This is a genomic window from Microbacterium sp. NPDC089987, from assembly GCF_044748505.1.
GTDB lineage: Bacteria > Actinomycetota > Actinomycetes > Actinomycetales > Microbacteriaceae > Microbacterium.
Genome location: NZ_JBIVGE010000002.1, coordinates 906,017 through 928,949 on the forward strand (window position 1 = coordinate 906,017; position 22,933 = coordinate 928,949).

Below are 22,933 nucleotides of genomic sequence, written 5' to 3' on the forward strand. Positions count from 1 at the left end.
AAGGGCGGTCAGCTGAACTGGTTCATGGTGTTGTGCTGGCCGCCGGCCTTCAGCGCGGCCTCGCCGGCGAAGTACTCCTTGTGGTTGTCGCCCAGGTCGGAGCCGGCCATGTTCTGGTGCTTGACGGTGGCGATGCCGCCGCGGATCTCGCGGCGCTGCACGCCCTTCACGTACGCGAGCATGCCCTCGTCGCCGAAGTAGCCCTTTGCGAGGTCATCGGTCGACAGTGCGGCCGTGTGGTACGTCGGCAGGGTGATGAGGTGGTGGAAGATCCCGGCCCGCGCCGAGCCGTCGCGCTGGAAGGTGCGGATCCTCTCGTCGGCCAGCGCGGCGAGCTCGGTGTCGTCGTACTCGACGCTCATCAGCCGTTCGCGGTCGTACGCGGAGACGTCTTCACCCCGCTCGGCGAGCAGGTCGTACGCCTGCTGGCGGAAGTTCAGCGTCCAGTTGAACGACGGGCTGTTGTTGTAGACCAGCTTCGCGTTCGGGACCGCCTCGCGGATGCGGTCGACCATCCCGGCGATCTGCTCGACGTGCGGCTTCTCGGTCTCGATCCACAGCAGATCGGCGCCGTGCTGCAGCGAGGTGATGCAGTCGAGCACGACGCGGTCGACGCCGGTGCCCGGGCGGAACTGGTACAGGTTGCTGGCGAGGCGCTTCGGGCGCAGCAGTCTGCCGTCGCGCTGGATCACGACATCGCCGTCGCCGAGGTCGGCGGGAGCGATCTCCTCCACGTCGAGGAAGGAGTTGTACTGGTCGCCCAGGTCGCCCGGCTGACGCGAGACGGCGATCTTCTGGGTGAGGCCGGCGCCAAGGGAGTCGGTGCGGGCCACGATGATGCCGTTGTCGATGCCGAGCTCGAGGAATGCGTAGCGCACGGCGTTGATCTTCGCGAGGAAGTCCTCGTGCGGCACGGTGACCTTGCCGTCCTGGTGACCGCACTGCTTCTCGTCCGACACCTGGTTCTCGATCTGGATGGCGCAGGCGCCCGCCTCGATCATCTTCTTCGCGAGCAGGTATGTCGCCTCCGGGTTGCCGAAACCGGCGTCGATGTCGGCGATGATCGGCACGACGTGCGTCTCGTAGCCGTCGATCTGCGACTGGATGAACTCCGCGGCGGTGTCGTCGCCCGCTGCCCGTGCTTCGTCGAGCTGGGTGAACAGGAGGTCGAGCTCACGGGCATCCGCCTGCCGGAGGAACGTGTACAGCTCTTCGATCAGCGCGGGAACCGCGGTCTTCTCGTGCATCGACTGATCGGGCAGCGGCCCGAACTCGGAGCGGAGGGCGGCGACCATCCATCCGGAGAGGTACAGGTAGCGCTTGTTCGTCGACTTCAGGTGCTTCTTGATCGAGATCATCTTCTGCTGGCCGATGAAGCCGTGCCAGACGCCGAGCGACTGGGTGAAGGCCGACGAGTCGGTGTCGTACTCCTGCATGTCGCGGCGCATGATGTCGGCCGTGTACTGGGCGATCTCCAGCCCGGTGCGGAATCGGTTCTGTGCGCGCATGCGCGCGGCCGACTCGGGGTCGATGGCAGCCCAGCCGGAGCCCTGCGCGTGCGTGAGCTGCCGGATGGCGTCGATGTCTTCCTGGTAGCGGGTCATGGCATGTCCTTCGTGTGGTGTGGTCAGTCGTTGTCGGTCAGGTAGCGGGAGTACGCCGGCAGGGTGAGGAACGCGGGGAACTCGGGTTGCAGCGTGACCTCGCGGAAGAGTTCGGCGGCGTCGTCGAAGCGGTCGCCCTGGTGACGCGGAGCCGCGGCGAGCACCTCGCCGATCATCCGCTCGATGTGCTCGACGGTGATCTCGGTGCCCTCGTCGGTGCGGCGGTCCTGGTGGATCCACTGCCACACCTGCGAGCGGCTGATCTCAGCGGTCGCCGCGTCTTCCATCAGGCCGTCGATGGCGACCGCCCCCTGCCCGCGCAGCCATGCCTCCAGGTAGCGGATCGCCACCGACACGTTCTCGCGGACGCCGGCGTCGGTCACCGGCCGGCCGATGCGCAGGTCGAGCAGCTGCGCTGCGGTCACCTGCACGTCGTCGCGCTGGCGGTCGAGCTGGTGCGGGCGCTCTCCGAGCACCGCGTCGAACTCCGCCCTTGCTGTCGGTACGAGGTCGGGGTGCGCGACCCAGGTGCCGTCGAATCCGTCGGCGGCCTCGCGTCGCTTGTCTGCGGCGACCTTCTCCAGTGCGCGCTCGGTTGCCGCGGCGTCGCGCCGGTTCGGGATGAACGCGCTCATCCCGCCGATCGCGTGCGCGCCGCGCTTGTGACAGGTCTGCACGAGCAGCTCGGTGTACGCCCGCATGAACGGCACCGTCATGGTGACCTCGCTGCGGTCGGGCAGCGCGAATCGCGCGCCGCGCCCGCGGTAGTTCTTGATGATCGAGAAGATGTAGTCCCAGCGGCCGGCGTTGAGGCCGGCGCAGTGGTCGCGCAGCTCGTAGAGGATCTCGTCCATCTCGAAGGCGGCGGGCAGGGTCTCGATCAGCACCGTCGCACGGATGCTGCCGCGCGGGATGCCCATGTACTCCTCGCTGAACGAGAAGACGTCGTTCCACAGCCTCGCCTCTTCGCGCGACTCGAGCTTGGCGACGTAGAAGTAGGGGCCTCGGCCCGCGTCGATCAGCGCCTGCGCGTTGTGGAAGAAGTACAGCCCGAAGTCGGTCAGGGATGCGGATGCCGGGAGCCGGCGGCCTGAGCGGTCGGTGAACTCGATGTGCTTCTCGGTCAGGTGCCAGCCGCGCGGGCGCATCACGACGGTGGGGGTCTGCTCGGCGGTGACGCGGTATTCGCGGCCGTCGGCGCTCGTGTGGGTCAGCTCGCCCCGGATCGCGTCGCGCAGCGAGAGCTGGCCGCCGATGATGTTGCGCCAGGTCGGGCTGGTCGCGTCCTCGAGGTCGGCGAGCCACACGTTGGCGCCGGAGTTGAGGGCGTTGATGGTCATCTTCGGGTCGGTCGGCCCGGTGATCTCGACGCGGCGATCCTCGAGGCCGGGGCCGGCCCCGGCGACCCGCCAGTCGGCGTCGTCGCGGATGTGGGCGGTGTCCTCGCGGAAGCGCGGGTCGTGGCCGTTGCCGATCTCGAATCGGCGGCGCATCCGATCGGCCAGACGGTCATGACGGCGGCCGCCGAAGCGGTGGTGCAGCTCGGTCAGGAACGCGATCGCCTCGGTGGTCAGGATCTCGTCCTGACGGTCGAGCCGGGGCCCGGTGATGCGCAGCGTCGGACCGAGTCCGGCGGAGACGGCTGCGGTGACGGTGCGCGTCGGTGCGGTCGCAGTGGGAATGCTCATGATCTGTCTCCTCCGTGAGTGTCCGGTCGGCCTCGTGGCCGGGGTGGTGCGAGATCCACTGTGGGTGAAGAACGGCATGCGGAATCGCCAATGCAGGGGAGAAGTTCTGCCGAATTTCTGCTGCTGTGACAGACTGCGTGCATGTCTGACGAATCCGACGCGCTCACGATCGGCCGGCGCATCCGCCAGCTGCGCACCGCACGAGGGATGACGCTCGAAGAGCTCGCCTCCCGCATCGACCGCGCGCCGAGCCAGGTGTCGATGTTCGAGACGGGCAAGCGCGAGCCCAAACTCACCCTGCTGCAGACGATCGCCAAGGTGCTCGGCACCACCCTCGACGGCCTGCTCGAGGGTGAGCCGCTCGACGCGCGCGCGACCCGCGAGATCGCCCTCGAGCGCGCCATGAAGGGCCAGACGTTCCAGGCCCTCGGCATCCCGTCGTTTCGGATCGGCAAAGCGCTCTCCGACGACGCGATCGACGCGATGCTCGCCCTGCACGGCGAGATCGAGCGCCTGCGCGACGAGCGCTCCGCGACCCCGGAGGAGGCGCGCCGCGCCAATCTCGAGCTGCGCCACCTGATGCGCAGGCAGGACAACTACTTCGCCGATCTCGAGGCGCAGGCGCGCGGGATCCTCGACGCCGTGGGCCACCCGGGCGGACCGCTCACTCAGCGCACCGCGTCGGAGATCGCCGCGCACCTCGGCTTCACGCTGCACTACGCGCCCGACCTGCCGCAGTCCACGCGCAGCGTCGCCGATCTCGCGCACGGCCGCCTGTACCTCTCGAGCAGCGTGCCGGCCAAGGGCGATGCGCGCACCGCCGTGCTGCAGGCGCTGTCGAGCCGCATCCTCGGACACTCCGAGCCCCGCAGCTACGCGGAGTTCCTGCGCCAGCGGGTCGAGACGAACTATCTGACCGGCGCGCTGCTCGTGCCCGAGGCGCACGTCGTGCCGGTGCTGCAGGATGCCAAGCAGCGCCGCGCCATCTCGGTCGAAGACGTGCGCGATGCCTACTCGGTCTCATACGAGACGGCAGCGCACCGGTTCACCAATCTCGCGACGCGGCACCTGGGCATCCCGGTGCACTTCCTCAAGGTGCACGAGTCGGGCACCATCACCAAGGCGTACGAGAACGACGACGTGAACTTCCCGACCGACCGCCTCGGCTCGATCGAGGGGCAGATGTGCTGCCGCCGGTGGACGAGCCGCGAGGTCTTCGACGTCGACGACCGCTTCAACCCGTACTACCAGTACACCGACACCGGCAACGGAACCTACTGGTGCACCGCCCGCGTCGAGCCGTCCAGCGAGGGACTGCACTCGGTGAGTGTCGGGGTGCGCTTCGACGACACGAAGTGGTTCGTCGGGCGCGACACTCCCAACCGGGGAGTGTCGAAGCACTCGGTCGAGACCTGCTGCCGGCGTGCTCCCGCTGAGCTCGAGCAGCGCTGGCGCGAACAGGCGTGGCCCAATGTGCGCACCCCGCGCACGCTGCTGGCCACCCTGCCGACGGGGTCGTTCCCCGGCGTCGACACGACCGATGTCTACGAGTTCCTCGAGGCGCACGCGCCGCGCTGAGCCGGCGGTGCGGGTGCATCTGGGTAGTGTGGGCGTCGTGATGTCGGGGAGGAACCGCGTGGACGAGCGCAGCAGACCGATAGAGGAGCCGATCGAGGACCCGCACCCCTTCCGCAGCGATCTGCGGGCGATGCTCACCGGCGCGAACCTCGTCGTCCTGATCGCCGCAATCGCCGCCGGAGTCTGGGCCGTGTTCGACACCCTGGCCGATGCCGACGGCGAGCGCCCCTGGGGCATGCTGCCTGTCGCAGCCCCTGCCGCGTACGCCGGCTGGTGCATGCTCGAGATCGCCTGGAAGCCGTTGTCGGAGATCGGCCCCGTGCTCCGGCGGCTCGTGACAGCGTGCTTCGTCGCCCCGCTGTTCGTCGCAGTGCCGGTCGGGGTGGTCCAGGCGATCGCCGTCGCGTTCCCCGGCGTACGGCAGACGATCGACGACGCCAGTTCAGCGAACGGCGGATTCCACTACTGGTGGAGCGAGGGCATCGGTGCGCAGCTCGGCCTCGTGCCTGTCGCCGGCTACGTGATCGGCACGTGCGCGCCGCTCGCGGTGCTGCTGATCATCGTGATGCCGGTGCTCTCGCTGCGCGCTCCGCGCATCGCGGCCGAGGGCTCGCACCTGGAGAAGGTCGAACAGGGACGGCGCGGTGCCGCGACCGCCTTCGTGTTCGTCGGGCTCGGATCGATGACTCTCGGGGTCGGATTCTGGACGTTCGGCGACGGTGGCAGCCTCGTCGAATTCCCCGAGGACCTCGGCCGGTTCCTCGACGCGGTGTCCCACGGCTACGTCCCGTGGGACGACGCGGTGTGGCTCGTCGGGGTCGTGCTGGTGGTGCTCGGTGTCGCGGCGATGGCGTGGGGCTGCGTGCAGGTGCTCTTCGCGCGAGGCCGGGTCGCTGCCGCGGGTGGCGAGCGCGGCTAGCCGCGACCGAGCGCCCTCCCGCCACGTGCGGCGTCACCCGGCGCGAAGGGTCGCCCAGAGCTCAGCTCGCGCCGGGAACGAGCCGAGGTCAGCGCCGAGAAGCGACGCGGCCTGGGCGATCCGTGCACGCAGAGTGTGCCGATGGATGCCCAGCGCCGCCGCGGTCTGCTCGGAACGGGTGTCGTGCTCGAGCCAGACCCGCAGGGTGCGCTCCAGGTCGGCGCCGGTCGTCGCGTCGTGCGCGCGCAGCGGCGCGAGCCTCGTGCGGGCCAGGGTGCGCGTCTCGGCCGACACGACCGCGTCGAGCACACCACCTGACGCGACGTCGAGGTATTCGATCACCCGGTCGCCGCCCGATCGCCGCAGCGCGGTCATCGCCTGCGCGTGCGCGTGGGAGAACTCGCCGTACCCGGCGGGCGCTGAGACGCCGATCCGGATGCCGAATCGCTCGGCGACCTGATCGAGCAGGCCTCGCGATGCCGCCCCGAGGCAGATCGTCAGCCCGTCGGCATCCTCCGCCACGAACGACACGGTGCCGCCGACCGCACGCTGTCGCTCGAACCAGCCCACCATCGCGTCGACGGGCCCGGCGTCCGCGTTCGCGACGATCATCGGCGCCGGCGGCAGTGCGCCGAGCGTGCGCCGGGCGAGTTCCGGTTCGTCGGTGCGCAGCGACGCGAGCAGCTGGGTGTGCATGCGCCTGCGGCCGCGCGCGAGCTGCTCGCTCTGCTCGAGCGACAGGCCGGCCATGGCGATGGCCGTGGTGATGATTCCTCGCGCCTCCGCGTCGATGACGCTGAGGTCCACCCCGATCACACCCTTCAGCTGACCCGTGCGGCCGAACGTGAACAGCGTGACCGTGTGCTCGCCGGCGTCGAGAGACCGGCTCGCGGTCGTTCCCCTCGCGAGCATCTCGGCCACAGCATCCGCGACGGCGTCAGCGTCGCCGTCGAGAGCGGCCGGATGCTGCTGCGCGATCGCCCCGCTCGAGTCGAAGAGTCCCACCCAGCAGCCGAGGCGGCGGGCGAGCTCGGCGAGGGTCGCCTCGAGGCCCCGGGGACGCAGGGCCGCCACGGCCAGCGCGCGCTGCACCTCGAGCGCCCACGAGCGCCGGGCGTAAGCGTGCGTGGCCATCGCCTCGGCGTGCGCGCGGGCGATGGCGAGGAAGGGGATGTCGTACGGCACGTCGAACAGCGCGAGCCCGGCGTCGGCGCAGGCGGCGATGAGCTCGTCGGACGGCCCGAGGCGGTGAACGCCCGACCCGAATCCGAGCGCCAGCACGCCGCGTCGCACCAGGCGGTCGACGTACGCCGTGGCGCCCGGTGCGTCGCTGTCGGCGAACTGGCTGCCGGTCGTGAGCAGCACGAGATCGTCGGCGAGGAAGGGCGTCGGGTCGACGAGATCGGAATTGTGCACCCAGCGCACCGGCAGATCGAGCGCGCCGTCGGCGAGTGAGGTCTCGGGGGAGAGGAGGCTGAGGCGCAACTCGGCGTGCCCGAGCAGAGTGCGCAAGGTCGGGGTGGTGGCGATGTCCACGCTCTGGTCCTTGAGGGGTTGTACAGAATGGCGAAGCTGCTCCGGCAAGTGTACAACTCGGCGAATGCGTCGGACGGATACGGGTCGTAGCCTCGCCTCATGACCCTCATCGACGAGACCTCCACGATTCCTGCAGGCGGACCGACCCTCGAGCAGGTCCGTCGTGTCGTCACCGAGCTGCCCGGGCCCCGCTCCGCCGCGATCCTCGCCCGCAAGGCCGACGCGGTCGCCGCGGGCGTCGCGCACTCCATGCCCGTCTCCGTCGTGGCCGCCGGCGGCGGTGTCGTCGTCGATGCCGACGGCAACTCGCTCATCGACCTCGGCTCCGGTATCGCCGTGACGAGCGTCGGGAACGCGCACCCCAAGGTCGCCGCCGCCGTCGCCGCCCAGGCCGCGCAGTTCACGCACACCTGCTTCATGGTCTCGCCGTACGAGTCGTACGTGGATGTGGCCGAGGCCCTGAACCGCCTCGCCCCCGGTGACTTCGCGAAGAAGACGGCCCTGTTCAACTCCGGCGCCGAGGCCGTCGAGAACGCCATCAAGATCGCCCGCAAGCACACCGGTCGCCAGGCCGTCGTCGCCTTCGATCACGGCTACCACGGACGCACCAACCTCACCATGGCGCTCACCGCCAAGTCGATGCCCTACAAGGCCGGCTTCGGTCCGTTCGCCCCCGAGGTCTACCGGGTGCCCGGCTCGTACCCGTACCGCGACGGGCTGACCGGCGCGGAGGCTGCGAAGCGAGCCATCACGCTCATCGAGAAGCAGATCGGCGCCGACAGCCTGGCCGCCGTCATCATCGAGCCCATTCAGGGCGAGGGCGGCTTCATCGTCCCCGCCGACGGCTTCCTCGACGCGGTCGTGGCCTGGTGCCGCGACAACGGCGTGGTCTTCATCGCCGACGAGGTGCAGACCGGATTCGCCCGCACGGGCGCGATGTTCGCCAGCGAGATCTTCGGCATCGAGCCCGACCTCATCACCACCGCCAAGGGCATCGCCGCGGGCCTGCCGCTCGCCGGCGTCACCGGCCGCGCCGAGATCATGGACGCGGCTCACGCCGGCGGCCTCGGGGGCACCTACGGCGGCAACCCGATCGCCTGCGCCGCCGCGATCGCCGCGATCGACGCGTTCGAGAACGACGGGCTCGTAGAGCGTGCCCAGCAGATCGGCGCGGTGCTCACCGAGCGCCTCCGCGCGATCCGCGAGAACGACCCCCGCCTGGGTGACATCCGCGGTCACGGCGCCATGATCGCGGTCGAGTTCGTCGCCCCCGAGACGGGTGCTCCGGATGCCGCGCTGACCGCAGCCGTCGCCAAGGCCTGCGTGGCCGAGGGCGTCATCATCCTCACCTGCGGAACGTTCGGCAACGTCATCCGCTTCCTGCCGCCGCTGTCGATCGGCGACGACCTGCTGAACGAGGGCATCGACGTCCTCGCCACCGCGCTCGAGCGCGCCTGAGACGGTCGGCCGCGACCCTGGTCGGGGGATCAGGGGTCGCGGCCGACACATATTCGACACACATTCCGCATCAAAGGAGATCACCCATGGCAGAGCACGAGATCACGCGCGACGTCGTCATCGTCGGCGCGGGAGCCGCCGGCACCACCGCGGCGAACGAGCTGCGCAAGGCCGGCCTGTCGGTCGCCGTGCTCGAGGCGCGTGACCGGGTCGGCGGGCGCCTGTGGACCGACCAGATCGAGGGCGCGATGCTCGAGCTCGGCGGCCAGTGGGTCTCGCCGGATCAGGATGCCCTGAAGGAGACAATCGTCGACCTGGGCCTTGAGACCTTCGACCGCTACCGCGAGGGCGACAGCGTCTACGTCGGCCCCGACGGCACGCTGCACCGCTTCACGGGTGAGATGTTCCCCGTGTCGGCCGCGACCGAGGCCGTGATCGCCGAGATCACCGAGCGCCTCGACGCGATGGTGGCCGAGATCGACCCCGACCGCCCGTGGGAGCACCCCAGCGCCGCGGAGTGGGACACGATCACCTGGGACGCCTGGCTGCGCCAGCAGACCGATGACGACGAGGCCGTGCTCAACCTCGCGTTCGCCACCGGGTCTGCCATGCTCACCAAGCCCACCCACGCGTTCTCGCTGCTGCAGTCGCTGCTCATGGCGGCATCCGCCGGGTCCTACTCCAACCTCGTCGACGCCGACTTCATCCTCGACAAGCGCGTCGTCGGCGGCCTGCAGCAGGTTCCGCAGCTCCTCGCCGAACGCCTCGGCGATGACGTCTTCCTGAACCAGCCCGTGCGCACGCTGGAGTGGTCCGAGGACGGAGTCGTCGCGCACGCCGACGGCATGACCGTCCGCGCCCGGCACGCGATCCTCGCGCACGCCCCGGTGCTGTACGACCGGATCTCGTTCGTGCCGCCGCTGCCGCGTCGCCAGCACCAGCTGCACCAGCACCTCTCGATGGGCTTCGTCATCAAGGTGCACGCGGTGTACGACCGCCCGTTCTGGCGCGAGCAGGGTCTGAGCGGTACCGCATTCAGCCCGTACGAGCTCTCGCACGAGGCCTACGACAACACCAACCACGGCGACGAGCGCGGCACCCTGGTCGGCTTCGTCAGCGACCAGAACGCCGACGACCTGTTCACCCTGAGCGCCGAGGAGCGCAAGGAGCGCATCCTCGAGTCGCTGTCGCACTACTACGGCCCCGAGGCGAAGAACCCGGTCGTGTACTACGAGAGCGATTGGGGCAGCGAGGAGTGGACCCGCGGCGCCTACGCCGCGAGCTTCGACATGGGCGGCCTGCACCGCTACGGCGCCGACCTGCGCGCCGCCGTCGGTCCGGTCCACTTCGCCTGCAGCGACATGGCCGGCGCCGGCTACCAGCACGTCGACGGCGCGATCCGCATGGGCCGCCTCGCGGCCGCACAGATCATCGAGAAGGCCGGCGCCGGAAGCAGCGGAGCATGAGCGGGTCGATCGTCGTCGGGTACACGGCGACGGACGAGGGGGCCGACGCCCTCGCTCTCGGTGCGAGGCTCGCGCGCAGCATCGACGCGCACCTCGATCTCGTCATCGTGCTTCCGCCCGAAGGCACCCGCAGCTCGGCCGTCGTTCCCCCGGAGCGCGCTTTCGAGGCACACGTGCGCGCGCAGGCCGAGGAGTGGCTGCGGGCAGCCGTCGCTCAGGTGCCCGCCGACGTCCGCTGCCTCGGGCACGTGCGGTTCAACGAATCCTTCGCCGAGGGCATCATCGCCGCGGGCGAGGAGTTCGACGCACGGCTCGTGGTCATCGGAGCAGCCAACGGCACGACTCTCGGCCGCCACCGCCTCGGCTCCGTCGCCTCCGAGCTCGTGCACTCCTCGCCGATCCCCGTGGCGCTGGCACCTGCCGGCTCGCGCGACAACGCCGACGCCGAGACGCCGATCCCGCGCGTCACGGCCGCCGTCGGCACGCGCGCCGGCGCAGACGCGGTGGTCGACGCGGCTGCGCGCCTCGCGGCAGCCGCCCACGGCACGCTGCGTCTCGTCTCGCTGGTGCCGTTCGACGTGCCCGCCGGCCTCGACACCGGCGCGATCACCCTCGCGCAGAACGCGCACGGAGAGGACGTGCTCGCCCAGGTGCGGGCATCCCTTCCCGATGACGTCGCCGCCGAGGTCGAGCGCGCGGCAGGAGACAGCGTCGAAGACGCCGTGGCGCACCTGCGCTGGCATCCGGGAGAGGTCATCGTGGTGGGCTCCAGCCGGCTCGCCCAGCCCCGCCGTCTCTTCCTCGGCTCGACCGCGGCGAAGATGCTGCACGAGCTTCCCGTACCCATGATCGTCGTCCCGCGCGCACGCGCTGAAGCAGGAGAACGTTGATGTCCAGCACCGATCGGGCGATGGCGCCCGACTCCGGAGTCACGACCGGAATCTCCCGCAAGGGGCTCAGCGTCGGGACGGTCGGCGTTCTCGGCGCCCTCGTGATGGGCATCTCGTGCATCGCCCCGGCCTACACCTACACCGCCGGGATCGGCGGCGCGGTGGGCGCCGTCGGGTTCCAGGTTCCCGCCATCCTGCTGCTCGGCTTCATCCCGATGCTGCTCGTCGCCTTCGGGTACCGCGAGCTCAACAAGGCCATGCCCGACTCGGGCACGAGCTTCACCTGGGCCACCCGCGCGTTCGGACCCTACGTCGGGTGGATGGCCGGGTGGGGCCTGATCGTCGCGACGATCCTCGTGCTGTCGAACCTCGCCGGCATCGCCGTCGACTTCCTCTTCCTGCTGATCTCGCAGATCTCCGGCAACGAGGAGATCGCGTCCATCACGCGCAATCCCTTCGTGAACGTCGCGGTGTGCCTGATCTTCGTCGCGCTCGCCACCTGGGTGTCGTACCGCGACGTGTCGACCTCGCAGAAGCTGCAGTACGGCCTGGTGGCCTTCCAGGTCGTGATCCTCGTGCTCTTCGCCGTGATGGCGATCGTCGAGACCGTGCAGGGCGGCGCCTTCGAGGCGAACCTGCCGGAGTTCGCGTGGTTCAACCCGTTCGAGATCCAGGGCGGACTCTCGATGATCGTGATGGGTCTCTCGGCATCCGTCTTCATGTTCTGGGGGTGGGATGTCACCCTCACCATGAACGAGGAGGCGAAGGATCCCGAGCGCACGCCGGGCCGAGCCGCAATGCTCACCGTGCTCTCGATCATCGCGATCTACCTGCTGCTCACCATCAGCAGCCTGATGTACTCCGGGATCGGCGACAAGGGCCTCGGCCTCACCAACGAGGACATCGGCGGCAACGTGTTCTTCGCGCTCTCCGGTCCGGTGATGGGGGGCCTGGCGTTCCTGCTCTCGCTCGCCGTGCTCACCTCGTCGGCCTCGTCACTGCAGTCGACCTTCATCTCGCCCGCACGGACCCTGCTCGCGATGGGCCACTACGGTGCGATGCCCAAGAAGTTCGCGCGGGTCAACCCGCGCTTCTTCACCCCGGGCTACGCGACGATCGCCTCCGCGTTCGTCGCGGGCGGCTTCTACGCCGTGATGCGCTTCCTCAGCGAGGACGCCCTCTGGGACACCATCCTCGCACTGGGCATGATGATCTGCTTCTACTACGGCATCACCGCCCTCGCGTGCGTGTGGTACTTCCGCCGCCAGTGGTTCGACTCGGGCAAGGACTTCTTCTTCAAGTTCGCCAGCCCGCTCGTCGGCGGCGTCATCCTGCTCGTGCTCTTCGTGATCACCGCGGTCGACAGCCTCGCGCCCGACTACGGATCGATCGCCATCGGCGTCGACGCCAACGGCGAGGGCGGCATCGGCATCGTGTTCTTCATCGGCGTGGGCCTGCTCGTCTTCGGCGTGGTGCTGATGTTCGTCCAGAGGATCTTCGCCCCCGCCTTCTTCCGCGGTGAGACGCTGGGAGTGGACGCCCCGCCCAGCGCTCGCCAGCCCTGACCATCCCTCCCCACAGAATCGAGATGAACATGACACTCGCATCGAACGAGCAGGAACTCCTCTCCCGCGTCCCCGGCGGCCTCTTCATCGGCGGTCAGTGGACGGATGCCGAGGAGGGGCGCACCTTCGACGTGCGCGACCCCGCGACCAACGAGGTGATCGCGTCGATCGCCGACGCGACGCCCGGCGATGGCATCCGGGCTCTCGACGCAGCCGTCGCCGCGCAGGATGCCTGGGCGGCCACCGCCCCGCGCACCCGCAGCGACATCCTGCGTCGCGCCTTCGACCTCGTGCAGCAGCACAAGGAGGACCTCGCGCTGCTGATGACCCTCGAGATGGGCAAGCCGCTGGCGGAGGCGCGCGGTGAGGTCGTCTACGGCGGCGAGTTCCTGCGCTGGTTCAGCGAGGAGGCCGTGCGCATCAGCGGCCGCTACGGCAGCAACCCCGAGGGCACCGGCCAGATGATCGTGTCGCAGCGCCCCGTCGGCCCGTCCTTCTTCGTCACGCCGTGGAACTTCCCGTTCGCGATGGCGACGCGGAAGATCGCCCCCGCGCTCGCGGCCGGATGCACGGTGATCATCAAGCCCCCGGCGCTGACCCCGCTGACCACCATCTTCTTCACCAAGCTGCTGGAGGAGACGGGCCTGCCCGCCGGTGTCGTCAACGTCGTGCAGACCTCGCGCTCCGGCGCGCTGTCGGGCCCGATCATCGCCGACCCGCGTCTGCGCAAGCTGTCGTTCACCGGCTCGACCGAGGTGGGCCGCAAGCTCATCGCGCAGGCGGCCGACGGCGTCCTGCGCGTGTCGATGGAGCTGGGCGGCAACGCTCCGTTCGTCGTCTTCGAGGACGCGGATCTCGACAAGGCCGTGGACGGCGCGATGGCGGCCAAGTTCCGCAACATCGGCCAGGCGTGCACGGCGGCCAACCGCTTCATCGTGCACCAGGACGTGGCCGAGGAGTTCGGTCGCCGCGTCTCGGAGCGCGTGCAGGCGATGAAGATCGGCCGCGGCACGGAAGACGGTGTGGCGATCGGGCCGCTGATCGACGAGGACGCCGTCGCCAAGGCGCAGGAACTCGTCGGCGACGCCGTGGACCGCGGTGCGCGCGTGCTGGCCGGCGGCAAGGCCGTCGAGGGCACCGGCACCTTCTACGAGCCGACCGTGCTCACGGATGTGGTCGCCGGCAGCGCGATCCTCCGCGAGGAGATCTTCGGACCTGTGCTCGCCATCGCCACCTTCGCCGATGAGGCGGAAGCGGTGCGTCTCGCGAACGACACCGAGTACGGGCTGGTCTCGTACGTGTTCACCGAGGATCTCGGCCGGGGGCATCGGATGATCGATGCGCTCGAGACGGGCATGATGGGCCTGAACGTCGGTGTCGTATCGAACGCCGCCGCGCCCTTCGGCGGCGTCAAGCAGTCCGGCATCGGCCGTGAAGGCGGCGCCGAGGGCATCCACGAGTACCTGTCGACCAAGTACACCCTGATTCCGAACAGCTGACCCGACGGGTGGGCCCCCGACATCGTCGAGGGCCCACCTGCCTTTACGAGAGGAACCGACATGACCGACTACGCCGTCGTCAATCCGGCCACCGGCGAGACCCTCGCCAGCTACGACACCGCCACCGACGAGCAGATCGAGCAGGCCGTCGCGGCCGCCGCCTCAGCCGCCAAGGTCTGGGGCGCGACCGCTCCGACCGAGCGCGCCGCCGTGATCCGCCGCATCGCCGAGCTGCACCGCGAGCGCAAGGACGAGCTGGGCGCGATCATCGTGCGCGAGATGGGCAAGCCGATCGCCGCCGCAGTCGGCGAGGTCGAGTTCGCCGCCGACATCATCGAGTACTACGCCGACAACATCGACGTGATCACCGCAGACCAGCCGCTGCAGATCGTGGGGGAGGGCACCGCCGTGGTGCGGCGTGCGCCGCTGGGCGCGCTGCTGGGCATCATGCCGTGGAACTTCCCGGCGTACCAGGTGGCCCGCTTCGCGGCCCCGAACCTCGCGATCGGCAACACGATCATCCTGAAGCACGCCCCGCAGTGCCCGGAGTCGGCTGCCGCGATCGAGGCCATCTACCGCGACGCCGGCCTGCCCGAGGGCGCATACGTGAACGTGTACGCCACCAACGACCAGGCGGCGACGATCATCGCCGACCCGCGCGTGCACGGCGTCTCGGTCACCGGATCCGAGCGCGCCGGTGCCGCCGTCGCCGAGGTCGCCGGCCGCAACCTCAAGAAGGTCGCGCTCGAGCTGGGCGGGTCCGACCCGTTCATCGTCCTCTCGACCGACGACCTCGACTCGGTCGTGCAGCTCGCCGTCGACGCCCGCCTCGACAACAACGGGCAGTCGTGCAACGGCGCGAAGCGCTTCGTGATCGTCGACGAGCTGTACGACGAGTTCACCTCGAAGTTCGTGGCGTCGCTGGCCGCCGTCTCGGCGGAGGATCCGACCCAGGAGGACACCGTGCTCGGCCCGCTGTCGTCGCTGGCGGCCGCCGACCGCCTGCAGGAGCAGGTCGACACGGCCATCGCACAGGGGGCGACCGTGCTCACCGGCGGCACCCGTGAGGGGGCGTTCTTCGCGCCGACCGTGCTCGCCGACGTGACTCCCGAGATGGACGTGTACCGCGAGGAGCTCTTCGGCCCGGCCGCTGTCGTGTACCGTGTCGCTGACGAGGACGCCGCCGTCGAGCTCGCCAACGACACGACGTTCGGCCTCGGCTCCTACCTGTTCACGACCGACGCCGAGCAGGCCGAGCGCGTGGCGAACCGGATCGAGGCGGGCATGGTCTACGTGAACACCGCGCTCGCCGACAGCCCTGAGCTGCCCTTCGGCGGCGTGAAGCGCAGCGGCACCTCGCGTGAGCTGGGCCTGCTGGCCGCCGACGAGTTCGTCAACAAGAAGCTGATCCGCACGGCCTGAGCGGCCCGGGCCCGGGCATCCGGTGTTCAGCGCGCCGATGTCGGGCGCGCGAGCGAAGGTCAACACACGAGCGCAGGATGAGAACCCGGGTTCTCGTCCTGCGCTCGCGTGTTCTCCTACCTCGGGTGGGTCGGGCGGATGCTGAACCCGCGCCGGACTCGACCGGCGCCGGCCTCGAGCCCGCCGACCTCGACCAGTGCCGGCGGGCGTAGGGTCGAGGCATGGTCACCGTCGCTGAGAACATGGTCCGCACGCTGCGCGTCAACGGCATCGACCGGGTGTACGGCCTCCCGGGCGACTCGCTGAACGGGTTCACCGATGCGCTGCGCAAAGACGGGACGATCCGCTGGGTGCATGTGCGACACGAGGAGTCCGCAGCCTTCGCCGCGGCGGCGGATGCCGCGCTCACCGGTGACCTTGCGGTGGTCGCCGGCTCCTGTGGCCCTGGCAACCTGCACCTGATCAACGGACTCTACGATGCGAACCGTTCGCGGGTGCCGGTGCTCGCCATCGCCGCGCACATCCCCACGGTCGAGATCGGCACCGGGTACTTCCAGGAGACGCACCCGCAGGAGCTGTTCCGCGAGTCGAGCGTGTACGTCGAGTACGTCGCCGACCCGACGCAGATGCCGCGCCTGATGGAGATCGCGATGCGCGCTGCCATCGAGCAGCGAGGCGTCGCAGTTCTGGTGATCCCGGGAGATGTCGCACTCGCCGAGATCGCCGACGACCGCGCCGTCGTCATCCCGCGTACGAACCCCGTGATCACGCCCAGCCCCGCCGAACTCGAGCAGGCGGCGACGCTGCTCAACGGCACGCGGAAGGTGACCATCCTCGCCGGCGCCGGGGTCGAGGGTGCGCACGACGAGGTGGTCGCGCTCGCCGACCGGCTCGCCGCCCCGATCGTGCACGCGCTGCGCGGCAAGGAGCACATCGAGTACGACAATCCCTTCGACGTCGGGATGACGGGCCTGCTCGGCTTCGCTTCAGGATTCCGCGCGATGGAGGCGGCCGAGGTGCTTCTCATCCTCGGATCCGACTTCCCCTACACGCAGTTCTATCCCGAGAACGCGAAGACCATCCAGGTCGACATCCGCGGCTCGCAGCTCGGCCGGCGGCATCCGCTCGATCTCGGCCTCGTCGGCGACGTGAAGGCGACAGTCGACGCGCTTCTGCCGCGACTGGCTGAGAAGAGCGACCGCTCGCACCTCGACGACGCGGTCGCGCACTACCGCAAGACGCGGGCGAAGCTGGATGAGCTCGCGGTGCCGGCTCGCGGGAAGGCGCCGATCCACCCGCAGTACCTCGCGCGGCTGATCGATGAGGCTGCAGCGTCGGATGCGATCTTCACCGCGGATGTCGGGTCCCCGACGGTCTGGGCCGCGCGCTACTTCTCGATGACCGAGCGGCGGCGTCTGATCGGCTCGTTCACGCACGGGTCGATGGCCAACGCGGTGATGCACGCCATCGGCGCGCAGACGGCCCGGCCCGATCAGCAGGTGATCGCGCTCGCCGGCGACGGGGGACTGGCGATGATGCTCGGCGAGCTGATCACGGTCACGCAGAACCGGCTGCCGGTGAAGGTGGTCGTGGTGAACAACTCGTCGCTGAACTTCGTCGAGCTCGAGATGAAGGCCGCCGGGTTCGTCACCTACGGCACCGACCTGAACAACCCCGACTTCGCCGCGATCGCGACGGCCCTCGGCATCTTCGCGCGCCGGGTCGAGCGGTCGGAGGATCTGCCGGATGCCGTGGCCGAGGTGCTCGCCCACGACGGGCCCGCTCTGCTGGACGTGGTCACCGAGAGGCAGGAGCTCTCGATGCCGCCGTCGGTGAGCGCCGAGCAGGTGAAGGGCTTCGCCCTCTACGCGATCCGCACCGTGATGTCCGGCCGCGGCGACGAGCTGCTGGATCTCGCGAAGGCCAATTGGCGTCAGCTCTTCTGATGGCGCGCGCACGGCCCGGGCGCTCTGTCCGCGCGAGCGTAGGCGAACAGGCGGAGGTAGGAGAGAACTCGGGCGTTTCGTCCTACGCTCGCGCGTTCGCCTATGTCGGATGAGTCGCGGCGAGGGATGCCCGCATGCCCGGATGCCGGACTCCCGACGTCCGGGCGGGCCTGCGGGCTGGGCGGGCCCGCCTGTCCGCACGAGCGTAGGCAAACAGGCGGAGGTAGGGGAGAAGTCGTCCCTTTCGTCCTGCGCTCGCGCGTTCGCCTACGTCGAATGAGTCGCAGCGAGGGATGCCCGGATGCTCTGATGCCGGGGATGCCGGGCATCCGGGCAGGTCTGCGGGTTGAGCGGGTCCGCCTGTCCGCGCGAGCGTAGGCGAACAGGCGGAGGTAGGGGAGAACTTGGGCGTCTTGTCCTGCGCTCGCGCGTTCGCCAACGACGAATGAGTCGCAGAGAGGGACGCCCGCATGCCTGGATGTCGGATGCCCGATGCGCGGCATCCGGGCAGCTGGGCGGGCTGGGCGGGCCCGCCTGTCCGCACGAGCGTAGGTGAACAGGCGGAGGTAGGAGAAAAGTCGGGGATTTCGTCCTGCGCTCGAGCGTTCGCCTACGTCGGATGAGCGGCGGCGAACCGAACGCCGGATGCCGAACGCCAGAGCTCCCTGCGACCTACTCGTCCAGCAGCGCGCGCACCTGTGCGGCGTCGCCGGTGCGGCCGAGCTTCTCGAGAACGTCGCCGAGCTCGAGGGCCCCGACCTGGCGCAGCTGCGGGAACCCCGCTGCGCGGTCCAGCACGCTGCGGTACAGCGGCACGGCGTCGTCCAGGCGATCGGCGCCGGCGAGCGTGCGGGCGGCCAACAGCTCCGAACCGCCGGCCGCTCCGGCATCCCCGATCGCGGCGAAGCCATCGGCCGCGGTGAGCAGCGCGGCGATCGCCTCGTCGATGCGGTCGAACTCGATCAGCGCACGTCCGCGCGAGTCTGTCACGTCGGCGATCAGCCAGTCCGCCTCGTGCTCGACCGCGAGGGCGCGCACCTCGTCGAACAGCTCGAATGCGCGCTCGTCGCGCACGCCGCCGTACGACTGCCCGAGGTTGTGCAGCACCTCGACGATCGCGCCGACCGCATCCGTGGGGCGCACCAGGTCGGCTGCCTGCTCGAGCAGCCGGCGCGCGTCGGTGTGCTCGCCGAAGCGCGCGAGGATCTTCGCCTGCTCGGTGAGCACGAGTGCCTGTTCGGCGGGCTCCTCCGCCTCGGCATGCAGCTCGGCCGCATAGCCGTACGCGCCCATCGCCTGGCCGTACTCCTCAGCGGCGGCGAGAGCGCGACCCAGCACACTCGCCGTCATCGCCCGCGACGCGGCCGACGCTCCGCTGCTCTCCTCGCGCTGCAGCACATCTCCGAGCAGCTCGGCGGCCTCGGCCGCATGGCCCGCCGCGAGCATCGCCCGACCGAGCCGGAACTCCGCGCCGCTCACATCGCCGTCCCGCTCGCGCATCAGGCGGATGCCCGCACGGTAGCGCGGCACGGCCTGATCGGGGTGCCCGGCGTCGTCCCACAGTGCGCCGGCGAGCATCTGCGCGTCGGCCAGAGCGCTGACCGCGCCGAGGGAGGTCAGGACGCCCGCGGCGACGTCCGCGTCGACGGCACCCTCCTCGAGCCGACCGGCCCCGCCGTGCAGCCGAGCCCGCACCTCGAGCAGGCGCGCCCGCTGGCCGGGGTCGAGGTCCTCGTCGGCCAGCAGCGACTCCAGCAGCTCCTGAGCCTGCTCGATCTCGCCCTGGGCCACGCACGACATGGCGCGCAGCATCCTGCTCGCCGCGACCAGCCGCGCGTCGCCGGCCTCGGCGAAGCACACCGCCGCGTGCTCGGTGAGCTCCGCGGCGCCGACCGGGTCGTCACCTCGCAACCGCAGCGAAGCCAGGGTCAGCGCGACGTCGCCGCGCGACCAGGAGGGCAGGCCGGCGGCATCCGCCCACTCCTGCTCGAGCGCCGCGTGATCGCCGACGTCGCCGCGTCCGTACAGCGCGAGCCCGCGGCGGGCCTCCAGCTCGGCCTGCTCCGGGCGTCCGGCTTCTCGCAGCGCCGCACCGCGCAGCGGCAGCAGCGCCTCGGCCGCGGCCCATTCCGCGAGCGACGTGTGCGCGCCGATGCGCAGCCCGAGCAGCCGCGCCCGCCTCTCGGCATCCGGGAGCTCGCCGACGCGGTCGGCGGCGGCCAGCGCATCACGCTCCGAGCCGTAGCTGGCCAGGGCGACAGCCCGCTCGTACCAGCCCTCGGCATCCTGCGGCTGGGCCGACGGCGTCTCGACCGCGAACGCATCCGAGCGGATGGGAACGTCCCAGCGTGCGCCCGCCAGTGCCTGCATGCGGGCGCGGCGCTGCGCGTGCCAGTCCGACCCGTCACGCTCGTCGAACTCGGCGCCGATGCGGTCGGCCGCGGCGCTCGCCGCAGCTGCCAGGGCGGATGCCGTCCACCCGCCCTCACGATCGCCGAAGAACGACTCGAGGCCGGCGGCGTCGGCTCCGCGCACCGTGGCCTCGCCGTGACCGACCGCCGCGACGCGGTCGAGGGCGAAGGCGATGGCCGAGAGCATCGCGAAGTGCCCGTCGACGTTCAGCGGGTCGTGCGCCAGCCACGGCAGGTGGCGCTCGACCAGAGAGAGCGCCCGTGCCTCATTGCCCGTGACCGCGGCGAACACGAGGTTGTTCGCGACGATGCCGAGGTTGTCGGGGTTGTCCTTCGCCAGCCGGTAGCTGCGCAGATGCGCCGACCTGGCGTCGTCGAGACGGCCGGTGCGCAGATAGGGCAGCAGCACGCGCGACAGGGCGTGCTCGGGTTCCTCGCCGCACGAGAAGCCACCCTCGATCATCTCCTCGACCAGGCGGATCGCCTGCTCGTCTCGCTCGGTCGCGGCGAAGAACCCGGCGTTCTGGCTGCGTCCGCAGGCATCGCAGTGGCTGTAGTCGTCGCGAGGCGTCGTCTCGAGCAGGCCGCGCAGCCGCTCGGCTTCGTCGATGCGGCCGGAGGCCCAGGCATCCTCGAAGCGGGCGGTGAGCACTCCGCTCATGCCGATCCCCGCGCGGCGGTAGTGCGCCTCCATGTCGTCGAGCACGCCGGCGATCTGCTCGCTCGAGAACGCCGGCGAGGCGCGCAGGGTCGCTGCCATCCACTTGAACTGCCACATCAGGTCAGCGGCCCCGTTGTCGATGTCGAGCGGGAAGCGCTGCGGATCGGCGTCGTGGTGCGCGAGGCACCAGGCGAACGAGTTCAGCATCACGTCGGTGAGACCGCCCATGTTCGCCGAAGCCGTCTGGCGCATGCGCGCCTGGTACTCGAGCTGCTCGTCGCCGAGCTCCTGCGCGAGGGCCACCGCCTCGGCGGTCAGGGCCTGCTCGTGCGGACCCCAGGGTGTGCTGTCGATCTCGTCGAGGAGCTGCTGGAATCGCGTCGTCGAGTCGGTCATCAGGGCTCCTCGGTGAAGGGGTCGGGCAGGTCGAGCCCGTCGAAGGGGAAATCGTCGCGCACCCCGGCCGACAGGGCGACGAGATCGGTGAGGGCGGTGGTCATCAGCGACCGGTCGGCATCGGTCAGCGGATGGTGGCCGGCGAGCAGCGCCTGGATGTACAGCAGCTGCACCGTGCGGGAGAACACGGCGTCGTCGTCGACCCCGGCGAGGGTGCGCACCACGCGGTTCGACCAGTTCAGGCACAGCCGCGCGCGCTGGTCGTCGTCGGCCGCGCCGCCCATCGTGTCGTCGATTCGCGACAGCACGCCGCCCCACAGACCGCCGGCGATGCCCTTGGTGCGGCCGCGGTCGATCGCGCGCAGCACGCGCGGGTCGGCGACGTACAGTCCGCTGAGATCCGCCCGGTCGATCGCGCGGACGATCACCGCGCATCCGGATGCGGCGAGCACGGCGCCCGCACGCGCCTCCAGCGCGATGGCGGCCTCGCGGTCATCGAGTGGCGGCGGGTCGAGCCGGTCCAGCTCGCCGGTCACGTCGATCTGCTCGACCGTGACGTCCGGGAACAGCGCGGGAAGCTCGGCGACGAGGTCGGCGTCGTACAGGTACCCGCCGTTGACGAGCACCTCGGATGCCGGGATGATCCCCGCCACCTGCCGGAACTCGTCCACCGTGCGGGCATAGCGGATGTGCCGGTGCTGCTCGACGAGATCGCCGATGCGCACGCTGCCGTGGTTGGTCTCGACGGTCAGCCAGCGCGTGATGAAGCGGGCGAGCTCGTCGTCATGGCGCACGAGCGACTTCAAGCCCAGCTCGTGCACCGCGACGAACTGGGTGAGCAGGTGCGGAGCCGTGAGCCCGAGTTCGAGCACCCAGCGGCGGATGCCCGCACCGAGCCGCTCCCGCACGTGCTCGAGGGCGGTGTCCTCGACGAGGGACTCGCGGCTGGCGGTGGGGGAGAGGCCCGTGGAGTCGACGACCGCGCGCACGAAGAACGCCCAGTCGGGCAGCACCTCCGCCGAGCGCTCGGCCAGCAGCATCCGGCCGAGATACGTGCGCGTCGCCTGTCGCAGGTTGGGCGGCGGAGCGAAGGGGAGCACGTAGGCGAGGCCGCGGGTGCCGGTGGCCGGCTCCGAGATCTCGATGACGTCCATGGGGGTCGCGCCGATGAGGTCGCGACCGTACGCGAGGGCCGCGTCCGCGTCGCCCTCGCCGAGGAACGGCGCGGGGCGGGTCACATCGACGTCGCCGCCTGGCATCCCGATCGTGACCTGCACGGGCAGGAACTCGCCGAAATCCTGCGCGAGCTGTCGGACCGCGGCGGGACGCAGCAGATCGGCGTGCTCGAAGCGCGGGGTGAGATGCACGCTGGTGCCGATCGGCACCTCCTCATCGAGTTCGACGACCTGGAAGGTGCCGTCAGCGCTGCCGGTCCACTCCACGCCGGCACCGCCGCGCGCGCTGCGGGAGCGGATGACGATGCGATCCGAGACCATGAAGCAGCTCAGCAGCCCGATGCCGAACTGCCCGAGGTAGTCGCTGCGGGGCATGTCGAAGATGTCGCGCTTCGAGCTGCGACCCACGGTCGCGAGCAGATCCGCGACCTCGGTCGCGGTCAGGCCGACGCCGTCATCGCGCAGCACGAACTCGCCGCCGTCGTCGGTGAGCGGCGTGATCCGGATGCCCGTGCCGCCGCCATCCACCTCGGAGCGGGCGGCGATGGCATCCCGCGCGTTCTGGAGCAGCTCGCGCAGGTACACGCGAGGGCCGGAGTAGATGTGCCGGCTCAGCAGGTCGACGACTCCCCGAAGATCCACCTGGAACTGCTGCACATCCGCGCCCACTGGGCCCCTCTCGTCACCGGCTCTGCGCCGGTCGCGACCGGCTCCTCCCA

The 22,933-nt window shown here is 70.4% G+C and carries 14 protein-coding genes; 9 read left to right on the plus strand and 5 right to left on the minus strand.

All coding sequences use genetic code 11. The annotated features are described in order from the left end of the window. Window positions 1-8 precede the first annotated feature (8 nt). Entirely contained in the window at window positions 9-1,604 is a 1,596-nt protein-coding gene (locus ACIPV2_RS12080) for an isocitrate lyase (protein WP_400841556.1), read from the minus strand. A 23-nt stretch (window positions 1,605-1,627) separates the two neighbouring features. Continuing rightward, a complete protein-coding gene (gene aceB / locus ACIPV2_RS12085; protein WP_400841558.1) occupies window positions 1,628-3,292 on the minus strand; it encodes a malate synthase A in 1,665 nt (554 codons plus the stop codon). A 141-nt stretch (window positions 3,293-3,433) separates the two neighbouring features. On the opposite strand from aceB, the gene ACIPV2_RS12090 reads away from it, so the two are divergent. Together ACIPV2_RS12090 and ACIPV2_RS12095 are read left to right on the plus strand one after the other, a co-directional pair. Continuing rightward, window positions 3,434-4,870: a helix-turn-helix domain-containing protein gene (locus tag ACIPV2_RS12090; protein ID WP_400841560.1), complete on the plus strand. Its 1,437-nt coding sequence runs from the start codon at window positions 3,434-3,436 to the stop codon at window positions 4,868-4,870. A 58-nt stretch (window positions 4,871-4,928) separates the two neighbouring features. Continuing rightward, window positions 4,929-5,789, plus strand: coding sequence for a hypothetical protein (locus tag ACIPV2_RS12095; RefSeq protein WP_400841562.1), 861 nt, complete (start codon window positions 4,929-4,931; stop codon window positions 5,787-5,789). 33 nt (window positions 5,790-5,822) lie between these two features. Here ACIPV2_RS12095 and ACIPV2_RS12100 read toward each other — a convergent pair whose 3' ends face one another. Next, window positions 5,823-7,325, minus strand: coding sequence for a PucR family transcriptional regulator ligand-binding domain-containing protein (locus ACIPV2_RS12100; RefSeq protein ID WP_400841564.1), 1,503 nt, complete (start codon window positions 7,323-7,325; stop codon window positions 5,823-5,825). Between the two features lie 99 nt (window positions 7,326-7,424). On the opposite strand from ACIPV2_RS12100, the gene gabT reads away from it, so the two are divergent. The 7 genes from gabT (at window position 7,425) to poxB (ending at window position 17,571) form a co-directional block, all read left to right on the plus strand. Next, window positions 7,425-8,783 carry a 4-aminobutyrate--2-oxoglutarate transaminase gene (gene gabT, locus ACIPV2_RS12105; RefSeq protein WP_400841566.1) on the plus strand — a complete coding sequence of 453 codons (1,359 nt, stop codon included), beginning with the start codon at window positions 7,425-7,427 and terminating at the stop codon, window positions 8,781-8,783. A gap of 86 nt (window positions 8,784-8,869) precedes the next feature. Beyond that, window positions 8,870-10,249: a flavin monoamine oxidase family protein gene (locus tag ACIPV2_RS12110; RefSeq protein WP_400841568.1), complete on the plus strand. Its 1,380-nt coding sequence runs from the start codon at window positions 8,870-8,872 to the stop codon at window positions 10,247-10,249. Beyond that, window positions 10,246-11,139, plus strand: a complete 894-nt coding sequence (locus ACIPV2_RS12115; protein WP_400841570.1) for a universal stress protein — start codon at window positions 10,246-10,248, stop codon at window positions 11,137-11,139. Before ACIPV2_RS12110 ends, ACIPV2_RS12115 begins: the two co-directional genes overlap by 4 nt. Beyond that, the gene (locus tag ACIPV2_RS12120; RefSeq protein WP_400841572.1) at window positions 11,139-12,704 is read left to right on the plus strand and encodes an APC family permease; all 1,566 of its coding nucleotides are present in this window, start codon (window positions 11,139-11,141) and stop codon (window positions 12,702-12,704) included. The genes ACIPV2_RS12115 and ACIPV2_RS12120 overlap by 1 nt, the downstream gene beginning before the upstream one ends. Window positions 12,705-12,733: 29 nt before the next feature. After that, window positions 12,734-14,203, plus strand: coding sequence for an NAD-dependent succinate-semialdehyde dehydrogenase (locus tag ACIPV2_RS12125; protein ID WP_400841574.1), 1,470 nt, complete (start codon window positions 12,734-12,736; stop codon window positions 14,201-14,203). Between the two features lie 60 nt (window positions 14,204-14,263). Beyond that, the gene (locus ACIPV2_RS12130) at window positions 14,264-15,625 is read left to right on the plus strand and encodes an NAD-dependent succinate-semialdehyde dehydrogenase (RefSeq protein WP_400841576.1); all 1,362 of its coding nucleotides are present in this window, start codon (window positions 14,264-14,266) and stop codon (window positions 15,623-15,625) included. 221 nt (window positions 15,626-15,846) lie between these two features. After that, window positions 15,847-17,571 (plus strand): ubiquinone-dependent pyruvate dehydrogenase, encoded by a 1,725-nt coding sequence (gene poxB, locus ACIPV2_RS12135; protein WP_400841578.1) that lies wholly within the window; start codon window positions 15,847-15,849, stop codon window positions 17,569-17,571. Window positions 17,572-18,243: 672 nt separating this feature from the next. On the opposite strand, the gene ACIPV2_RS12140 is transcribed toward poxB, so the two are convergent. Further along, window positions 18,244-21,039 (minus strand): hypothetical protein, encoded by a 2,796-nt coding sequence (locus ACIPV2_RS12140; protein ID WP_400841580.1) that lies wholly within the window; start codon window positions 21,037-21,039, stop codon window positions 18,244-18,246. Then, entirely contained in the window at window positions 21,039-22,856 is a 1,818-nt protein-coding gene (locus tag ACIPV2_RS12145; RefSeq protein WP_400841582.1) for an HSP90 family protein, read from the minus strand. The genes ACIPV2_RS12140 and ACIPV2_RS12145 overlap by 1 nt, the downstream gene beginning before the upstream one ends. Window positions 22,857-22,933: the final 77 nt, after the last annotated feature.

Excerpts from the sequence above, each read along its gene's own strand:
- poxB (WP_400841578.1), top strand. The coding sequence starts at position 15,847 with ATGGTCACCGTCGCTGAGAACATGGTCCGCACGCTGCGCGTCAACGGC.
- ACIPV2_RS12080 (WP_400841556.1), bottom strand. The coding sequence starts at position 1,604 with ATGACCCGCTACCAGGAAGACATCGACGCCATCCGGCAGCTCACGCAC.
- ACIPV2_RS12115 (WP_400841570.1), top strand. The coding sequence starts at position 10,246 with ATGAGCGGGTCGATCGTCGTCGGGTACACGGCGACGGACGAGGGGGCC.
- ACIPV2_RS12120 (WP_400841572.1), top strand. The coding sequence starts at position 11,139 with ATGTCCAGCACCGATCGGGCGATGGCGCCCGACTCCGGAGTCACGACC.
- ACIPV2_RS12125 (WP_400841574.1), top strand. The coding sequence starts at position 12,734 with ATGACACTCGCATCGAACGAGCAGGAACTCCTCTCCCGCGTCCCCGGC.
- ACIPV2_RS12110 (WP_400841568.1), top strand. The coding sequence starts at position 8,870 with ATGGCAGAGCACGAGATCACGCGCGACGTCGTCATCGTCGGCGCGGGA.
- ACIPV2_RS12130 (WP_400841576.1), top strand. The coding sequence starts at position 14,264 with ATGACCGACTACGCCGTCGTCAATCCGGCCACCGGCGAGACCCTCGCC.
- ACIPV2_RS12140 (WP_400841580.1), bottom strand. The coding sequence starts at position 21,039 with ATGACCGACTCGACGACGCGATTCCAGCAGCTCCTCGACGAGATCGAC.
- aceB (WP_400841558.1), bottom strand. The coding sequence starts at position 3,292 with ATGAGCATTCCCACTGCGACCGCACCGACGCGCACCGTCACCGCAGCC.
- ACIPV2_RS12090 (WP_400841560.1), top strand. The coding sequence starts at position 3,434 with ATGTCTGACGAATCCGACGCGCTCACGATCGGCCGGCGCATCCGCCAG.
- gabT (WP_400841566.1), top strand. The coding sequence starts at position 7,425 with ATGACCCTCATCGACGAGACCTCCACGATTCCTGCAGGCGGACCGACC.